The sequence below is a fragment of the Pseudomonas sp. SM4 genome, from assembly GCF_051913165.1.
In the GTDB taxonomy this organism is placed as follows: Bacteria; Pseudomonadota; Gammaproteobacteria; order Pseudomonadales; family Pseudomonadaceae; genus Aquipseudomonas.
In genome coordinates this window covers 504,186-522,137 of sequence record NZ_JBODOE010000004.1, presented here as the reverse complement: position 1 = coordinate 522,137, position 17,952 = coordinate 504,186, and the positions used below count along the sequence as shown (strand labels likewise).

Below are 17,952 nucleotides of genomic sequence, written 5' to 3'. Positions count from 1 at the left end.
CTCCTACAGGGTTGCGTATTTTGTTGGAATGGGCGTTGTCGGATTACATCGCCATTGGGTTGTGTATTTTGGTGATGTTGTCCTGTCGGGTTGGGCTTGCCCGATGCAGCGTTTTGTTTGACACTGCGCACCTCGTCCCCGCGGCGACCCTGGATCAGCAGACAGGGCATCACTGAGCTGGCAACCCTGAACCCATTTTCAGAGGAGCCGGCAACATGCCCGCGACCCGTACCTGGTTAAAAAATCCCCTCGCCATTTTCACCTCCAACGAGCTCGATGCCCGTGGCGGTCTAGTCGTGCAAGACGGTGTCATCGTCGAAGTACTGGCTGCCGGCCAACAGCCGTCGGCGCCGTGCAATGAAGTGTTCGATGCCCGCGAGCATGTGATCCTGCCGGGCCTGATCAACACCCATCACCATTTCTATCAAACCCTCACCCGCGCCTGGGCCCCAGTGGTCAATCAGCCGTTGTTCCCGTGGCTGAAAACCCTGTACCCGGTGTGGGCGCGTCTGACACCTGAGAAACTCGCCCTCGCCACCAAAGTCGCTTTGGCCGAGCTGCTGCTGTCCGGCTGCACCACCGCTGCCGACCACCACTATCTGTTCCCGGACGGCCTGGAAAACGCCATCGACGTGCAAGTCGAAACCGTGCGTGAACTGGGCATGCGCGCCATGCTCACTCGTGGTTCGATGAGCCTCGGCGAGAAGGACGGTGGCCTGCCGCCACAACAGACCGTGCAGGAAGGTCAGGTGATTCTCGACGACAGTCAGCGCCTGATTCACGAGTACCACGAGCGTGGCGACGGCGCGCAGATCCAGATCGCGCTGGCGCCGTGCTCGCCGTTCTCGGTGACCCCGGAAATCATGTCGGCCAGTGCCGAACTGGCGAACAAACTCGACGTGCGCCTGCACACGCACTTGGCCGAAACCCTCGATGAAGAAGATTTCTGCCTGCAGCGTTTCGGCCTGCGCACTGTCGATTATCTCGACAGCGTCGGCTGGCTCGGCCCGCGCACCTGGCTGGCCCACGGCATCCATTTCAATCCGGACGAAATCGCTCGCCTGGGTCAGGCTGGCACCGGGATTTGCCATTGCCCGAGTTCGAACATGCGTCTGGCTTCCGGCATCTGCCCGAGTATTGATCTGACTGACGCCGGTGCACTGTTTGGTCTGGGCGTCGATGGTTCGGCGTCTAACGATGCGTCGAACATGATTCTCGAAGCCCGTCAGGCGCTGTACATCCAGCGTCTGCGTTACGGCGCCGAGAAGATCACTCCGGAACGCGTGCTGGGTTGGGCGACCAAGGGCTCGGCGAGCTTGTTGGGCCGTACCGACATTGGTGAGATAGCTGTGGGCAAGCAGGCGGATCTGGCGTTGTTCAAGCTCGATGAGCTGCGTTTCTCCGGCAGCCATGATCCGATTTCGGCGCTGCTGTTGTGCGGTGCGGATCGTGCGGATCGGGTGATGATTGGCGGCAAGTGGCGCGTGGTCGATGGCCAGGTTGAGGGCCTTGACCTCAAAGGCCTGATCGCCGATCACAGCCAGGCGGCACGCCAACTGATCGCCGGCACCTGATCCCCCTCCCCATATGATCGTTCCCACGCTCTGCGTGGGAATGCATCTCGGGACGCTCCGCGTCCCAGCAGCGGACGCAGAGCGTCCATGGCGGCATTCCCACGCGGAGCGTGGGAACGATCATCCGGCGCTAGAGGCCGAGCAGGGACAGCATGATGAACGTCGCAAACAGCACAAAGTGCGTCATGCCTTCGATGGCATTGGTTTCGCCGTCATTGAGGTTGATCGCGCTGACGATCAACGTCAGGAAAATCATCACCGTCTGCACTGGCGTCATCGCCATCTGAAACGGCTGGCCGGTATACAGCGCCATCGCTTCCATCACCGGCACCGTCAGAATCACCGTCGACAGTGAAGCCCCCATCGCAATGTTCACCACCGACTGCATGCGGTTGGCCAACGCTGCGCGCAACGCGGTCAAAATCTCCGGCGCGGCTGAAATGGCCGCCACCAGAATCGCCGTGATCACCGGCGGCGCGCCCGTGCCTTCCAGACCCAGATCGAGGGTCTTCGACATCACTTCGGCCAGTGCGCCGATCACCACAATGCCAAACACCAGAATGCCGATCGACAGGCCGATGCTCGGTGCTTTCACCTGCGCGTCCTGTGGTTCTTTCTTGCGGCGTTTATCCGGATAGCTGTAGCTGAAAAAGTAACTGTGCGGGCCGACCTGCATGCGCAGAAACAGCGCGTAAAGCACCACCATCGCACCGATGGTGAACGCCGAATAAATCTTCCAGTTGGCCTCAGGAATAAACTCCGGCACCACCATCGACACGCCCATGGCGGTGAGGATCATCACGCTGTAGCTGCGCGCCGAATCGTCGTTGTAGGACTGTTCGCCGTGTTTGATCCCGCCCATCAGCGCGGCGAGGCCGAGGATGCCGTTGATGTCGAGCATCACCGCCGAATAGATCGTGTCGCGCACCAGCGTGGGCGACGCTTCGTTGCTCATCATGATTGCCAGAATCACCACTTCGACCAGCACGGCCGCGAGTGTGAGGATCATCGTGCCGTAAGGGTCGCCGACCTTTTCCGCGAGCAATTCGGCGTGATGGGCGACGCGCATCGAGGCGGCGACAATGAAAGCGATCAGTATCAGGCCGGCAGTCAGCGCGACGATCTGGCCGCTGTGCAGCATCCAGTGTTCCAACGGATAGGCGACGCACGCGGCGATGACGGCCAGTAGCAGAAAACTTTCTTGCTTGAGGATGGTGAGCATAACGGGCCTTTTGCCGAAGAGTGCGAATGAGCTACTGACTGCGGGGCGACGCTAACGTTTCGTTACACCTTAGCGCACCAAGCAATGGCGTGAACTCGCGAACTTGCACTGCGTTGGTTCTGGCGCTGAAAAGATCGCAGCCTTCGGCAGCTCCTACAGGTTGCGCATTCCCATGTAGGAGCTGCCGAAGGCTGCGATCTTTTTTGTTTGTTGTCCTGTTGGTCAGCAATTTGCATTGGCCCTGACCACACACAACAAAATGGAGTTCGAATTCATGCAAATACGTCCGCTGCACAAACTGCTGTGCGCCGCCCTTGGTTTGGGGATCAGCCTGAGCGCCAGCGCTGCCGATCCGCTGAAGGTCGGTTTCGTCTACATCGGCCCGATCGGTGATCACGGCTGGACGTATCAGCATGAGCAGGGGCGCAAGGCACTCGCCGAGAAGTTTGGCAATCAGATCACCACCAACTACGTCGAGAACGTCGCTGAAGGCGCCGACGCCGAGCGGGTGATCCGCAACATGGCCAAGGACAATTACGACCTGATCTTCACCACCTCTTTCGGCTACATGAACCCGACGCTGAAAGTCGCCAAGCAGTTTCCCAAGGTGACCTTCGAACACGCCACCGGCTACAAACAGGACAAGAACCTCGGCACCTATCTGGCGCGCACCTACGAAGGTCGCTACGTCGGCGGCTTCCTCGCGGCCAAAATGACCAAGACCAAGAAAATCGGCTACGTCGCCTCGTTCCCGATCCCCGAGGTGATCCGCGACATCAACTCGATTCAGTTGGCCTTGAACAAATACAACCCGGGCACCGAGATCAAAGTGGTGTGGGTCAACTCCTGGTTCGATCCGGGCAAGGAAGCGGATGCGGCCAACGCGTTGATCGATCAGGGCGTCGACGTGGTGTTCCAGCACACCGACAGCCCGGCGCCGATTCAGGCCGCAGAACGTCGTGGCGTGTACGCGGTGGGTTATGCCTCGGACATGGCGCACTTCGGCCCGAAAGCAGTGCTGACCTCGATCGTCAACGACTGGGCACCGCACTATATTCAGGCGACGCAAAGCGTGATGGATCACACCTGGAAGTCGCAGGATTACTGGGGCGGGTTGAAGGAAGGTACGGTTGAACTGCCGATCAGCGATCTGGTGCCGGCACCGGTGAAAGCCGAGGCCGAGCAGATCATTGCCGACATCAAGAGCGGTGCGTTGCAGCCGTTTACCGGGCCGATCAAGGATCAGGCCGGCGTCGAGAAAATCCCGGCGGGCGTGAGTGCGACCAATGCGGAGCTGGCGTCGATGAACTACTACGTTGAAGGCATGAAGGCCGAGATGCCGAAGTAATCCCCCCTGACCCCGATCGTTCCCACGCTCTGCGTGGGAATGCCGCCCGGGACGCTCCGCGTCCCTGCCAGAAGCGGACGCAGAGCGTCCATTGAGGCATTCCCACGCGGAGCGTGGGAACGATCTCCCGTACTTTTCAAGGATTGTGTATGGATCAGCTTCCGATCATCGACATCAGCCCGCTCTATTCCGACGACGAAAACGCCTGGCCTGCCGTGGCTGAACAAATTGACCTGGCCTGCCGCGAATGGGGTTTTTTCTACATAAAGGGTCATCCGATTTCAGCGCAGCGCATCGCCGCCGTGCTCGATCACACCCAACGCTTCTTCGCCCTGCCCGCCGCAGAAAAACTCAAGATCGACATCACCCAGACCCGCCACCATCGCGGTTACGGCGCCATCGCCACCGAGCAACTCGACCCGAGCAAACCCAGCGACCTCAAAGAAACCTTCGACATGGGCCTGCACCTGCCGGCCAGCCATCCCGACGTGCTCGCCGAAAAACCATTGCGCGGCCCTAACCGCCATCCATCACAACCGGGTTGGGAAGCGTTGATGGAGCAGCACTACCTCGACATGCAGGCCCTCGCGCAGACCCTGCTGCGGGCGATGACCCTCGCCCTCGACATCGAACGCGATTTCTTCGACAGCCGCTTCGTTGATCCGGTCAGCGTGCTGCGCATGATCCATTACCCCCCGCGCCACACCGCCAGCTCCGCCGAGCAGCAAGGCGCCGGCGCGCACACCGATTACGGCTGCATCACCCTGCTCTATCAGGACAGCGCCGGCGGCCTGCAGGTGAAAAACGTCAAAGGCGAATGGATCGACGCGCCACCGATCGACGGCACTTTCGTGGTCAACCTCGGCGACATGATGGCGCGCTGGAGCAATGATCGTTATCGCTCGACCCCGCACCGGGTGATCAGCCCGCTGGGCGTGGATCGCTATTCGATGCCGTTCTTCGCCGAGCCGCACCCGGACACGCGCATCGAATGCCTGCCCGGTTGTCAGGACGCACAGCATCCAGCGAAATATCCGACGACCACTTGTGCCGAATTCCTGCTGTCGCGCTTCGCCGATACCTACGCTTATCGCCGTGAGCAGGAAGCCGTTTGATGGATCGCTTGGTCAGGTTTTGCCAATTGTTTCGGCGAGCATCTGTAGAATGCCGCCATTGCACCTGATGAGAAAAGAATATGTACGACTGGCTCAACGCCTTGCCCAAGGCTGAACTGCACCTGCACCTGGAAGGCTCGCTGGAGCCCGAGCTGCTGTTCGCCCTGGCCGAACGCAACAAGATCGCGCTGCCGTGGAATGACGTGGAAACCCTGCGCAAGGCTTACGCCTTCAACAACCTGCAGGAATTCCTCGACCTGTATTACCAGGGCGCCGATGTACTGCGCACCTCGCAGGATTTCTACGACCTGACCTGGGCGTACCTGCTGCGCTGCAAAGCACAGAACGTGATTCACACCGAACCGTTCTTCGACCCGCAGACTCACACCGACCGGGGCATCCCGTTTGAAGTGGTGCTCAATGGCATCGCCGCGGCATTGAAGGATGGCGAGCAGCAACTGGGTATCACCAGCGGTTTGATCCTCAGCTTCCTGCGCCACTTGAGCGAAGAAGAAGCCGAGAAAACCCTCGATCAGGCGCTGCCGTTCCGTGATGCGTTTGTCGCTGTCGGCCTCGACAGTTCCGAGATGGGCCACCCGCCGAGCAAGTTCCAGCGCGTGTTCGATCGTGCCCGTCACGAAGGCTTCCTGACCGTTGCCCACGCTGGCGAAGAAGGCCCGCCCGAGTACATCTGGGAAGCCATCGACCTGCTGAAAATCCAGCGCATCGACCATGGCGTACGCGCCATCGAAGACGAGCGCCTGATGCAGCGGATCATCGACGAGCAGATCCCGCTGACCGTGTGCCCGTTGTCGAACACCAAACTCTGCGTGTTCGATCACATGTCGCAGCACAACATTCTCGACATGCTCGAGCGTGGCGTGAAGGTCACGGTGAACTCCGATGACCCGGCGTATTTCGGTGGTTACGTGACCGAGAACTTCTACGCGCTGCATGAGCATTTGGGCATGACTCAGGATCAGGCCAAGCGCCTGGCGCAAAACAGCCTCGATGCGCGCCTGGTAAAACCCTAAAAGCAAAAGATCGCAGCCTTCGGCAGCTCCTACAGGTGTACACATAACCCTGTAGGAGCTGCCGCAGGCTGCGATCTTTTCAGACGACCTCGGTCAGTTCCTCCAGGGTCTTGCCCCGCGTCTCCATCCCGAACAACCACACCACCCCCGCCGCAATCGCAAAACACGCCGCGCCCAGCGCAAACACTCCGCCCTGCCCGGTAATCGGGAACACCAACCCGGTCACCAACGGCCCGAGCAGCGAGCCCACGCGGCCAATCGCCGAGGCGAACCCCGAGCCGGTCGCGCGCGCCGAAGTCGGATACAACTCCGGCGTGTAGGTGTAAAGCACCGCCCACATACCAAACAGAAAGAACTGCATCAACAACCCGGTGCTGATCAGCAGCGCCACGTTGCCGCCGAACACCGCGCTCTGCCCATACAGAAACGCCATCACCCCGCCGCCGAGCAAGGTGACGATGCACACCGGTTTACGCCCCCAGCGCTCGACCAGCCACGCCGCCATCAAAAATCCGGGAATCCCGCCCAGCGAAATCAGCACCGTGTAATACACCGACTGCGTCACGGCAAAACCCGACTGTTGCAGCAGCGCACTCAGCCACGACGTCAGCCCATAAAACCCCAGCAGGGCGAAAAACCACAGGCTCCAGATCATCGTCGTGCGCTGGCGATATTGCGGCGACCAGATCTGCTTGAGCGCCGAAAAGAAGTTGCCCGGTGGCGTCACGGTGCGCGGCAAACGAATCGGCTCCGGCAGCGCCGAACCGCCGAGCGAATTGCGCACCCGCGCTTCAATGCCGTTCAACACCTTGTCCGCCGCCTCATCGCGCCCGGCCTGTTCCAGCCAGCGCGGTGACTCCGGAATGAAAAAGCGAATGGCCAACACAAACACCGCCGGTACCGCCAACACCAGAAAGATGTCGCGCCAGCCAATCAACGGCAGCAGGAAGTACGACAGCACGCCCGCCGCGACAAACCCCAACGGCCAGAAGCCGTCCATCAACGCGATGTAGCGCCCACGCCGCTGCGCCGGAATCAGCTCGGAGAGCATCGACTGTGCAATGGGGAACTCCATGCCCATGCCGATCCCCAACAGGATGCGGAACAGCGTCAGTGCCTCGACCGTTTGCGCCGTCGAGCACAGGTAACTGGCCACGCCCCACAACACGATGCTCCACTGAAACACCGGTTTACGCCCGAAGCGGTCGGCGAGCATGCCGGACAGCGACGCGCCCAGCACCATGCCGAAAAAACTCGAACTGGCGAGCAGCCCGGCCTGCGCGCTGCTCAGACCGAACTCGGCCTTAATCGAGCCGAGCAAGAACGTCATCATCGCCAGGTCCATCGAATCGAAGAAAAATGCCAAGGCAATGATGATGAAAATGATCCGGTGATAACCGCTGATCGGCAGGCGTTCCAGCCGCTCTGCCGCACTGAAGCTTCGAGTATCCATGCCGCCTCTCCCCATCCGAAAAGTCCCCGGATCGAGTGTGCGCGATAGCGTTCAGGCGCTCGTGCTGGATGCGACCTGTTCGCAGTCGTGGGCGACGCGACGATTGCTCTACAACGCCATTTCCAGCTCGGTCTCCTTGGCGAATCGATGGATTTCGCGCTGCCCGGTGGCGGTCAATTGCAGCGCACGGGAATCGTGAGGCAAGGTCAGCCAGCCGGATTGCATGAACAACTGCAACAACGCCGCACCGAGCGTGCCGCCCATGTGCGGGCGTCTTTCGCTCCAGTCTGGACAGGCGCAAGCCACTTGCACATTGCGGTGGGCCAGCGCCTGGATAAACACACCACGCTTGGCCAGTTGCGTCGAGCCCTTGAGCGTGACCACGACCCGTTGCTCGATCTGTTCGATCCAGCCAGCATCGAGCAGGCGCTGGTACAGATCGGCGGCCAGCGTGCCGCCCAAATGGTCATCGCAGAAACGTGCGCGCAACAATGACGACGGTGCTGCCGGTGCTCTGGCAATGGGTGTGGAGCGCTTGAACACGGCGGGGATGTCGCGCGGTGCACTGGCGATGGTAGCGCTCGCCAACGCCTCTATCGCGGCCCCGACCTCGGGAGCCGAGAGCCGGAAAAACCGCTTGCGACCGCGCATTTCGACTTTCAACAGGCCCCCCGTGGCCAGCCGCGTCAGGTGAGCGCTGGCGGATGACGGCGACAGCCCCGCCAGCAACGCCAGTTCCTCGGTTTGCCGGGCCGAGCCGTCCATCAACGCCCACATCATCGCGCTGCGCTTGGGGTCAGCCAGCAACGTGGCGATCTGGCTGATGCAAGGTGCATGTTCCATATATTCACTCCCTGTTGAATCGTATCGTCTACTGCTCGCGGACATCTTGACCAGTAATGAGTCGTCGGCCAAGACGCGAAATACGCCATGAACCGGGGCCACGCAGGCCACTGACGCAACCTGCTGCGGCGCTCGATCGCGGCAGTTGCGCGCCCGTCAATCAAACCCGGGCGACTGGGCACAAAGGTCTGCAGGCCCGGGTGTCAGTGCGGGCATGAGGCGGTCGCTAGTATAAGCGTGTTACCTGCCGCGTCCCGCGCCGGGGCCTGCGCAGGTGGTGATTGTTGCTGAGTGAAATTTCTCTATTTACCTGCGACTAATGATCAACTTTCGAGAAAGCGGGAAATTGACTACTCAATTCAGCGCATCGGCTGGCGAGCATTTCCCTCAAAAGGTTCACCGGCTTACTCAATTGAGCGCGATGGGCGCACAACAAATTCAGCGGTGCGCGCTCACACAACAGTTCAGGCAGCAGCACTTTCAGGCGACCGGCGAGGACATCGGCGCCCACGTCGAGCCAGGACTTGTAGGCGATCCCGGCCCCGGCCACCGCCCAGAGACGCACCACGTCGGCATCGTCACTGAAGCGGTCGCCACTGACGGTCAGGCCGACTTCGCGCTTGCCGTCATGGAAACTCCAATGGTCATGCACGCGGCTGCCGAGCATGTACAGCAGGCAATTGTGTTGAGCCAGTTGTTCGAGTTGGCGCGGTTCACCGTGACGGGCCAGGTATGCCGGGGAGGCGCACAGCACGCGACGGTTATGCGGGGCGATGGGTAATGCAACCAGGCTGGAATCTTCCGGCTCGCCATAACGCAAGGCGATGTCCACCGGCTGGCGAAACAGGTCGGCGATGCGGTCACCGAGTAACAGCCGCACGGTCAGTTTTGGATGCTCGCGCTGAAATTCATCGAGCCATGGCAATAACAAATTGCGACCGAAGTCCGAAGGCGCCGACAACTGCAAGACCCCACTGACCTGATCCTGCCCGCTGGCCAGCAGACGCCGGCCTTCATCAAGGTTACTCAGCGCCGCCCGGGCATATTCGAGAAAACCTTCGCCCTCGGCGGTCAGGCGCAAACTACGCGTCGAACGCGCCAGCAAACGCGCGCCGAGTTGCTGCTCGATGCGCTTCAACGCCGCGCTGGCCACGGCGGCGGACATGTCCATCACCCGCGCTGCCGCCGACAGACTGCCCAGATCCGCCGCCCGGACAAACAACTGCAAGTCATCGAAACGCAGCATTCCCAGCCTCAATTATCAAAAAAATATTGAAAGAGACTGCTCTTTTAGCCGGTTTTATCTTGCAGAGAAATAGCCAATCATCTGCCCATCGAATTCATCCCGCTTCTCTGGAGCCGAGCATGTCCCAGCCATTCACCGCCATCGCCACCCTGATCGCCAAACCCGGCCAACAGGATCTTCTCGAACAGGGCCTGCGCGCACTGGTTGCACCGAGCCGCGCCGAAGACGGTTGCAGCCAGTACGACCTGCACCGCGATCTCGCCGACCCGCAGATTTTCTATGTGATCGAACACTGGGCCAGTGAAGAAATTCTCCAGGCGCACAACGCCAGCGCGCACTTCCTGCACTTTCAGGCCACTGCCGGCCAGACCATCGAACACTTCGAGCTCAAGCGCCTCGGCGCGATTGCCTGATTCCTTCTTCCATTACCTGTACGGAGCCACTCATGAAAGCCATTGCCTATTACGCATCTCTGCCAATTACCGACGACAACGCCCTGCAAGACATCGAACTGCCAGAACCGGTCGCCGGCCCGCGCGACCTGCTGGTGGAAGTCAAAGCCATCTCGGTCAACCCGGTCGACACCAAAGTGCGGCAGAACGTGGCGCCGGAAAACGGCGCGGCGAAAGTGCTGGGCTGGGATGTCGCCGGTGTGGTCAAAGCAGTCGGCAGTGAAGTGACGCTGTTCAAGGCCGGTGACAAAGTCTTCTACGCCGGCTCCATTGCCCGCGCTGGCGGCAACAGCGAGCTGCACACGGTTGATGAGCGCATCGTCGGCCATATGCCGAAATCCCTCGGTTTTGCTGAAGCTGCTGCGCTGCCGCTGACCGCAATTACCGCGTGGGAATTGTTGTTCGAGCGCCTGCAAATCCGCGAGGGCAAGAGCGATGAAGGGCAGAGCCTGTTGATCGTTGGCGCGGCCGGGGGTGTGGGTTCGATTCTCACGCAATTGGCCAAGCAGTTGACCGGGCTGAAGGTGATTGGCACCGCTTCCCGCGAGCAGACCCGCGATTGGGTCAACGCGTTGGGTGCTGATCTGGTGATCGATCACAGCCAACCGCTGAGCGAAGAGCTGAAACGCGCCGGGATCGACAACGTCACTCACGTCGCCAGCCTGACCCAGACCGAGCAGCATCTGGATCAACTGGTCGAGGCGCTGGCGCCGCAGGGCAAACTGGCGTTGATCGACGATCCGAAGTCGCTCGATATCACCAAGCTCAAGCGCAAGAGCCTGTCGCTGCACTGGGAGTTCATGTACACCCGCTCGCTGTTTGAGACGCCGGACATGATCGAGCAGCACAAGCTGCTCAATCGTGTGGCTGAGCTGATTGATGCCGGGACGTTGAAGACCACGGTGGGAGAGCATTTCGGTGTGATCAATGCGGCCAATCTGCGTCGGGCGCATGAGTTGCTGGAAAGCGGTAAGGCCAAGGGGAAAATTGTTTTAGAAAGTTTCTAAGAGCAAAAGATCGCAGCCTTCGGCAGCTCCTACAGGGGCTGGCGGGGCTGCGCGCCCCCTTTTGCCGTCAGTCAGATGGCTGACCCTTGTCACAATTGCGATCGTATTCAGGACTACAATCGAAGCCTCTGCGATACATCTTTTACGCAAGGGAGGTCAGCAATGAAGATCCTGATAAAAGAAGTGGCAAAGTCTCAATGGCAGGTTCGACTGGACCAACACGCCGTGACATTCCGCAGTGAAGCCGAAGCGCTGGCCTTCACTCGCACCCTCGAAGCGCGACTTTGCGCGCCCCATCAGATTCCCGACCGCAGCCAGCAACGCGCTGCCGGCTGAGGTTTTTAGGCCTCGGCCTGCGCTTGCGCCAGCGCCCGGGCATTTTGCAGGCGCCGGGTGAGCAACGCGACGCACACCACCAGCAAACCGCAAACGCTGATGACGATGGCCATCGGCACGGCGGTGCCGTCGTGCAACACGCCGACCAGCGCCGAAGCCCCGGCGGCGACGCTGAATTGCATGCAGCCGAGCAATGCCGAGGCGCTGCCCGCGCGCGCGCCTTGGCCATTCATCGCGCAGGCGGCCGCATTCGGGCTGATGCAACCCAGGCTGGACACGCAGATAAACAAAGGAATCAGCAGCGGCCACAGGGATGCGGTGTGCAACGCGCTGACCGCCAGCAAGGTCAGCCCCGCCGCCAGATAAACCCACACCGCCCGCGACAGCAGAAACGCCGGACCGCGCTTGGCCAGCAGCCGCGCGTTGACCTGCGCCACCAAAATGAAACCCGCCGCGTTGGTGCCGAACAGCCAGCCGAAGTGCTCAGCCGGCACGCCATACAGCTTGATAAAGATGAACGGTGAGCCGGCGATGTAGGCAAACATCCCGGCGATGGCGATGCCGCCGGTCAAGGCATGGCCGAGATAGACGCGATCACTCAGCAGGCGCGCGTACTGGCGAAAAGCACCGGACAACGGTTGGCGAGGCATGCTCGCTGGCATGCTTTCCGGCAGACCGAACGCGACCGCGAGGCCGGCCAGGGCGCTGAAACCGGTCAGCATCAGGAAAATCGACTGCCAACCGGTGGTGTTGACCAGCAGACCGCCGAGCATCGGCGCCAGAATCGGTGCCAGACCCATCACCAGCATCAGTTGCGAGAAGACTTTTGCCGAGCCCACTGCATCGCATTTGTCACTGACCACTGCCCGGGAAATCACCATGCCGGCACAGCCACCCAGCGCCTGCACGAAGCGCGCACCAATCAGCCATTCCAGGTTCGGTGCATAGGCGCAGGCCAATGACGCCAGGGTGAACAGTGCGAGACCGACAAGCAGCGGAATCCGCCGTCCAAAGCGATCCGCCACCGGGCCATACGCCAGTTGACCAATCGACAGGCCGGCAAAATACGCCGCCAAGGTCATCTGCACATGTTTCTCATCCGTGCCGAAGGCCAGTGCCATCGCGGGAAATGCAGGCAAATAGAAGTCGATGGCCAAGGGCCCGAAGGCGGTCAAGGCACCGAGAATCAGAATGGTACGGAAGTTCATCAGGCATCCAGGTAGGCAAGTCGGCAGCCCGACAGTCTAGCTGTGCCCGAACGCCTTGAACATTCCGATAGCTCGCTAACTATAAAAACAGCGAAAGATCGCAGCCTTCGGCAGCTCCTACATGAATGCGTCTCCTGTAGGAGCTGCCGAAGGCTGCGATCTTTTGCTTCTAGGCGAGTTTGACGGCGTAGCCCTCGTCGCTGATAACCTCAATCACCTGCTCGGCACTCAGCGCACTTTCAACGCCAACCTCTTTCGCCGCCAGATCGACCCGCACGCTGGCTGCCGGATCCCGGGCCTGCACCGCGCTGGTGATGGCTTTGACGCAGTGACCGCAGGACATGCCTTGAACGTTGAACACTTGCATGGAATGACTCCTTTGAGTGAGGTTGCCGGCAGTGTCGAGCTTGCCACGATGGCAAGGTCAAGTTCTTGAATAAACTGCCGGGCTGGCAATCGGCGCCGCGCTCGGCCAAGCTGCGTGCATCAATGACTCGAATTCAGGAGATTCAGCCATGCGCTGGTCAGTTTTCAGCCTGTTTGGCTTCCTCAGCCTTTTTGCCGCCCTCCCCCAAGCGCAAGCCGCCGGCGAGGATTACGCGGTGCTGATCATTTCCCGCGAGCGCCTGGAAGTGTCGACCTCCTGCGAGATCGGCGTATACATCCAGGATCAGCTCTCGGCGCGACTGCTGCAGGAGCAAAGCATCTCCTTCAACCTGCCGCCGGGCACGGTGTCGCTGCGCTTGAAATTGCTGCCGGGCCAGGTCGCCGGTTGCAATCCGGGCATGCTCGCGCCGGGTTCGCAGGAGATCAAATTGCATGCCGGTGACGTGCTTAAGTATCGCTTGGCGATGAATTCCGAAGGCGTCTATCTGAAACGCGCCGATCTCGAATACTAAGAAAATCCAAATTGTGTGCAGGCCTTTGTGGCGAGGGGATTTATCCCCGTTGGGCTGCGAAGCGGCCCTGTTCTTTTCAGCTAGACCGATAGCGACTGCTGCGCAGCCGGACGGGGATAAATCCCCTCGCCACAATGAATTTCACCTGAAAATGTCTGCGCATTGAAGGTAGAAGATTGGCGCTTGACCTTGCCCGCATGGCAAGGTTGATCCTTGTAGGCATCTACTACAGGGAGTACGACCGATGTCCGATTCCATCACGTTCGATCTGCCGATTGCCGGCATGACCTGCGCCAGTTGCGCCGGGCGCGTCGAACGCGCCTTGAGCAAAGTCAGCGGCGCCAGTGCCGTCAGCGTCAATCTCGCCACTGAGCAGGCCCGAGTGCAGGCGCCCGGCGACAGCCTTGCGGCCTTGATGGAAGCGGTCGAACGCGCCGGTTACAGCGTCCCGCAGCAAACTATCGAACTGAACATCGAAGGCATGACCTGCGCTTCCTGCGTCGGTCGCGTCGAGCGGGCCCTGAACAAAGTCCCCGGCGTGAAGAGCGTCAGCGTCAACCTGGCCAACGAACGTGCGCACCTCGAATTGCTCGGTCACGTCGATTCACAGACGCTGCTCGACGCCGTCAGCAAGGCCGGTTACTCCGCCAGCGTCTGGCAAGCCGAACACCCGCAAACCGATAACCAACAGCAGAAGCTGAAGCACGAACGCTGGGCGCTGATCTGCGCGATCGCCCTGGCCTTGCCGCTGGTGGCGCCGATGTTGCTGCAACCGTTCGGCATTCACTGGATGCTGCCAGCGTGGGCGCAATTCGTCCTCGCCACGCCGGTGCAGTTCATCTTCGGTGCGCGTTTCTACGTCGCTGCGTGGAAAGCCGTGCGCGCCGGCGCCGGCAACATGGACTTGCTCGTCGCCCTCGGCACCAGCGCCGGTTACGGCTTGAGTCTCTACGAATGGGCCACCGCCGCCGGGCGCATGCCGCATCTGTATTTCGAAGCGTCGGCGGTGGTCATTGCCTTGGTACTGCTCGGCAAATACCTTGAGAGCCGCGCCAAACGCCAGACGGCCAGCGCCATCCGCGCCCTCGAAGCCTTGCGCCCGGAACGGGCGATTCAAGTGATCGACGGCCGCGAACAGGACGTCGCCATCAGCGCCCTGCGTCTCGACGATCTGGTGCTGGTCAAACCCGGTGAACGCTTCCCGGTCGATGGCGAAGTCATCGAAGGCCAGAGCCACGCCGACGAAGCGCTGATCAGCGGCGAGAGTCTGCCGGTGCCGAAACAACCGGGCGACAAAGTCACCGGCGGCGCGATCAACGGTGAAGGTCGCCTGCTGGTGCGCACTCAGGCGCTCGGCGCCGAGACCGTATTGGCGCGAATCATTCGTCTGGTCGAGGACGCCCAGGCAGCGAAAGCACCGATCCAGAAACTGGTGGATAAGGTCAGTCAGATTTTCGTGCCGACGGTCTTGGTACTGGCGCTGGCCACGTTGATTGGCTGGTGGCTGTACGGCGCGCCGCTGGAAACCGCACTGATCAATGCGGTTGCGGTTCTGGTTATCGCTTGCCCTTGCGCTCTCGGCCTCGCCACCCCGACGGCGATCATGGCCGGCACCGGCGTCGCCGCGCGCCACGGCATTCTGATCAAGGACGCCGAAGCCCTGGAACGTGCCCATGAAGTCAGCAGCGTGGTGTTCGACAAGACCGGCACGCTGACCTCCGGCACGCCGCGCATCGCCCACCTCAGTGCGGTCGATGGCGACGAAAATACCCTGCTGACACTGGCTGGCGCGCTGCAACGCGGTAGCGAGCACCCACTGGCCAAAGCCGTGCTGGATGCCGCGGCAGAACGCAATCTGCCGGTGCCCGATGTCAGCGACAGCCAGTCCCTGACCGGTCGCGGCATCGCTGGCAATCTCGATGGCCGACGTCTGGCGCTGGGCAATCGGCGGATGCTCGAAGAAAGTGGTTTGAGCGCCGGCAACCTGAGCGAGTCCGCTCAAGCCTGGGAAGCCGAAGGCCGCACGCTGTCGTGGTTGATCGAGCAAAGCCCCGAACCGAAAGTGCTCGGTTTGTTCGCTTTCGGCGACACCCTGAAATCCGGCGCCCTGCAAGCGGTGCAACAACTCGCCGCGCGAGATATCCACAGCCATTTGCTGACCGGCGACAACCGTGGCAGCGCTCGCGTGGTCGCCGAAGCCTTGGGCATCCGCAATGTCCACGCCGAAGTGCTGCCCGCCGACAAAGCCGCGACCGTCGCCGAGCTGAAAAAAACCGGCGTGGTCGCGATGGTGGGTGACGGCATCAACGACGCCCCGGCCCTCGCCGCTGCCGACATCGGCATCGCCATGGGCGGCGGCACCGATGTCGCTATGCACGCAGCGGGTATCACCCTGATGCGCGGTGACCCACGGCTGGTGCCGGCGGCGCTGGAGATCAGCCGCAAGACCTACGCGAAGATTCGTCAGAACCTGTTCTGGGCCTTCGTCTATAACCTGATCGGCATTCCGCTGGCGGCGTTCGGCTTCCTCAATCCGGTGCTGGCAGGGGCGGCGATGGCGCTGTCGAGCGTCAGCGTGGTGAGCAATGCGCTACTGTTGAAAACCTGGAAACCCAAGGATCTGGAGGAGCACCGATGAACATCGGTCAAGCGGCCAAACACAGTGGCCTGAGCGCGAAAATGATCCGCTATTACGAGTCGATCGGTTTGCTCAAAGCGGCCCATCGCACCGACAGCGGCTATCGCGTCTACGGCGACGATGACTTGCACACCCTGGCCTTCATCAAGCGTTCGCGTGACCTCGGCTTTTCTCTGGAAGAGGTCGGCAAACTGCTGACCCTCTGGCAGGATCGCCAACGCGCCAGCGCCGATGTGAAGGCGCTGGCGCGTCAGCACATCGACGAGTTGAACCAGAAGATTCGCGAACTCGGCGAGTTGCGCGACACCCTGCAAGACCTGGTCGAACACTGCAACGGCGACCATCGCCCGGACTGCCCGATCCTCAAGGAACTGGCGTCGGGCTGCTGCGCGCAACCCGCTCGCGCTTGAAGGCGAGCATTTTCACCGTGAACAAGGTGCACAACGGAATGCCGTGGAACAACAGGACCACGGCACCCGGCGTCCACCACGCGTAAAATGGTGCAGCGATCAACATGCCGATGCCGAATCCGGTCATTTGCAGCAGGGTTAAAAAGCTGAAAATCGGCAAGCGCAAATGCTCCGGCTCACGTTGCAGGCGCGACATCAGGCCGACTTCGGAAAAGCCGTCGCCCAACCCCGCCGGCAGCGAGAACAACAGCAATCCGTAGAGGCTGTGTTGCTGGAACATCAGGATAAAGCCGCAGGACATCAGCGCCACGCCGAAGAAAAACCGCCGCTCCAGATGGATATTGTCCGAGCCTTTGAGGCGACTGGCGATCCGCGCGCCGAGCAGTTTGCCGCTGGCCCACACGGCGAGCATCAGGCCCAGCGTGGTGCTCGCCGACTCGGGCGTGAGCAGTTTGGAAATGATCGGAAAACCGACGTTGTGCGCCGCGCTGCCCAAGGTGTCGGCCATCGTTACCGCGAGCATCGCGGCCACCACTGGCGTCGCGCGCAGGCCTTGCTTGAGGGCTGACCATTCACCGCGTGCATATTCTTCATGGACGGTCGGCACCTCGAAGCGCAGCGGCACAATCAACAGCGCCGCCAACACATAGGTCAGCGCATTCAGTGCAAACACCGTTTCAAAACCAAACGCTGCGACCAGCAAGCCCGAGACCAGACTGCCACCGACCATCGCTGCCGAAGAGGCCGAGGTGATCCAGGCGTTGGCCTTGAGCAATTGATCGGCGGGGATCAAACGCGGTAACTGGCTGTTCAGGCCAATGGCGAACATCGAGTTGCCAAAACCCAGGCCGAAGGCAATCACCGGCAGCAACAGCCCTTGTTGACTGACCGGGGTGATCAGCAGCAAACCGAGCAGGCAGGCGCGCAACAGATCGAATGCAATCAACGGCAGCCGGCCATTCCAGCGGCGGTAGAACCGCGTGCCGATCAGGCTGGCAACAATCCCCCCGCCGACGCGACTGGCGAGGAAAATGCCGACGCTCATGGCGCTGTTGCTGAGCAAATAGACGTAAGTCGCCAGCGCGACCATGTTGAGAAATGCGCCGAAATCGGAGATCAGTCGCGCGGTGACGATCAAGTGTGTGTTGCGTAAGGTACTCACATACG

At 61.0% G+C, this 17,952-nt stretch carries 17 protein-coding genes; 10 read left to right on the top strand and 7 right to left on the bottom strand.

Annotation, left to right across the window (positions count from 1 at the left end; genetic code table 11):
* Positions 1–215 precede the first annotated feature (215 nt).
* Positions 216–1,574, top strand: coding sequence for an 8-oxoguanine deaminase (locus ACQ4MY_RS10635; RefSeq protein WP_008088663.1), 1,359 nt, complete (start codon positions 216–218; stop codon positions 1,572–1,574).
* 130 nt (positions 1,575–1,704) lie between these two features.
* Here ACQ4MY_RS10635 and ACQ4MY_RS10630 read toward each other — a convergent pair whose 3' ends face one another.
* On the bottom strand, positions 1,705–2,796 hold the full coding sequence (locus ACQ4MY_RS10630) for a calcium:proton antiporter (RefSeq protein WP_053116951.1): 1,092 nt from the start codon (positions 2,794–2,796) through the stop codon (positions 1,705–1,707).
* Between the two features lie 274 nt (positions 2,797–3,070).
* On the opposite strand from ACQ4MY_RS10630, the gene ACQ4MY_RS10625 reads away from it, so the two are divergent.
* From ACQ4MY_RS10625 to ACQ4MY_RS10615, 3 genes are all read left to right on the top strand, one after another.
* Positions 3,071–4,144: a BMP family ABC transporter substrate-binding protein gene (locus ACQ4MY_RS10625; RefSeq protein ID WP_440095009.1), complete on the top strand. Its 1,074-nt coding sequence runs from the start codon at positions 3,071–3,073 to the stop codon at positions 4,142–4,144.
* Between the two features lie 149 nt (positions 4,145–4,293).
* Positions 4,294–5,259 (top strand): 2-oxoglutarate and iron-dependent oxygenase domain-containing protein, encoded by a 966-nt coding sequence (locus tag ACQ4MY_RS10620; RefSeq protein ID WP_440095007.1) that lies wholly within the window; start codon positions 4,294–4,296, stop codon positions 5,257–5,259.
* An 80-nt stretch (positions 5,260–5,339) separates the two neighbouring features.
* Positions 5,340–6,293 (top strand): adenosine deaminase, encoded by a 954-nt coding sequence (locus ACQ4MY_RS10615; RefSeq protein WP_008082147.1) that lies wholly within the window; start codon positions 5,340–5,342, stop codon positions 6,291–6,293.
* 79 nt (positions 6,294–6,372) lie between these two features.
* On the opposite strand, the gene ACQ4MY_RS10610 is transcribed toward ACQ4MY_RS10615, so the two are convergent.
* The 3 genes from ACQ4MY_RS10610 to ACQ4MY_RS10600 all read right to left on the bottom strand — a co-directional run bounded on the left by ACQ4MY_RS10610 (position 6,373) and on the right by ACQ4MY_RS10600 (position 9,835).
* Positions 6,373–7,746 (bottom strand): MFS transporter, encoded by a 1,374-nt coding sequence (locus ACQ4MY_RS10610; RefSeq protein ID WP_440095005.1) that lies wholly within the window; start codon positions 7,744–7,746, stop codon positions 6,373–6,375.
* A gap of 108 nt (positions 7,747–7,854) precedes the next feature.
* Positions 7,855–8,589 (bottom strand): ArsR/SmtB family transcription factor, encoded by a 735-nt coding sequence (locus ACQ4MY_RS10605; RefSeq protein ID WP_008082156.1) that lies wholly within the window; start codon positions 8,587–8,589, stop codon positions 7,855–7,857.
* 316 nt (positions 8,590–8,905) lie between these two features.
* Positions 8,906–9,835: a LysR family transcriptional regulator gene (locus ACQ4MY_RS10600; RefSeq protein ID WP_008082157.1), complete on the bottom strand. Its 930-nt coding sequence runs from the start codon at positions 9,833–9,835 to the stop codon at positions 8,906–8,908.
* 119 nt (positions 9,836–9,954) lie between these two features.
* On the opposite strand from ACQ4MY_RS10600, the gene ACQ4MY_RS10595 reads away from it, so the two are divergent.
* The 3 genes from ACQ4MY_RS10595 (at position 9,955) to ACQ4MY_RS10585 (ending at position 11,630) form a co-directional block, all read left to right on the top strand.
* Positions 9,955–10,248, top strand: a complete 294-nt coding sequence (locus tag ACQ4MY_RS10595; protein WP_008082158.1) for a putative quinol monooxygenase — start codon at positions 9,955–9,957, stop codon at positions 10,246–10,248.
* A 32-nt stretch (positions 10,249–10,280) separates the two neighbouring features.
* Positions 10,281–11,294, top strand: a complete 1,014-nt coding sequence (locus ACQ4MY_RS10590; protein ID WP_440095002.1) for a zinc-binding alcohol dehydrogenase family protein — start codon at positions 10,281–10,283, stop codon at positions 11,292–11,294.
* A gap of 162 nt (positions 11,295–11,456) precedes the next feature.
* Positions 11,457–11,630 carry a hypothetical protein gene (locus tag ACQ4MY_RS10585; RefSeq protein WP_007914687.1) on the top strand — a complete coding sequence of 58 codons (174 nt, stop codon included), beginning with the start codon at positions 11,457–11,459 and terminating at the stop codon, positions 11,628–11,630.
* A gap of 5 nt (positions 11,631–11,635) precedes the next feature.
* Here the strand turns inward: ACQ4MY_RS10585 and ACQ4MY_RS10580 are convergent, their stop codons facing one another.
* Positions 11,636–12,838 (bottom strand): multidrug effflux MFS transporter, encoded by a 1,203-nt coding sequence (locus tag ACQ4MY_RS10580; RefSeq protein ID WP_440095001.1) that lies wholly within the window; start codon positions 12,836–12,838, stop codon positions 11,636–11,638.
* A gap of 169 nt (positions 12,839–13,007) precedes the next feature.
* Entirely contained in the window at positions 13,008–13,205 is a 198-nt protein-coding gene (locus ACQ4MY_RS10575) for a cation transporter (RefSeq protein WP_440095000.1), read from the bottom strand.
* Between the two features lie 148 nt (positions 13,206–13,353).
* Between ACQ4MY_RS10575 and ACQ4MY_RS10570 the strand changes: the two genes are divergently transcribed.
* From ACQ4MY_RS10570 to cueR, 3 genes are all read left to right on the top strand, one after another.
* Positions 13,354–13,737, top strand: a complete 384-nt coding sequence (locus tag ACQ4MY_RS10570; RefSeq protein WP_008082166.1) for a hypothetical protein — start codon at positions 13,354–13,356, stop codon at positions 13,735–13,737.
* Positions 13,738–13,981: 244 nt separating this feature from the next.
* Positions 13,982–16,375 (top strand): copper resistance metal-translocating P1-type ATPase CueA, encoded by a 2,394-nt coding sequence (cueA, locus tag ACQ4MY_RS10565; RefSeq protein WP_440094999.1) that lies wholly within the window; start codon positions 13,982–13,984, stop codon positions 16,373–16,375.
* Positions 16,372–16,785: a Cu(I)-responsive transcriptional regulator gene (cueR, locus tag ACQ4MY_RS10560; protein WP_095122009.1), complete on the top strand. Its 414-nt coding sequence runs from the start codon at positions 16,372–16,374 to the stop codon at positions 16,783–16,785. Before cueA ends, cueR begins: the two co-directional genes overlap by 4 nt.
* Here the strand turns inward: cueR and ACQ4MY_RS10555 are convergent.
* The gene (locus ACQ4MY_RS10555; RefSeq protein WP_440094998.1) at positions 16,739–17,947 is read right to left on the bottom strand and encodes an MFS transporter; all 1,209 of its coding nucleotides are present in this window, start codon (positions 17,945–17,947) and stop codon (positions 16,739–16,741) included. The two genes, cueR and ACQ4MY_RS10555, sit on opposite strands and share 47 nt — an antisense overlap.
* Positions 17,948–17,952 lie beyond the last annotated feature (5 nt).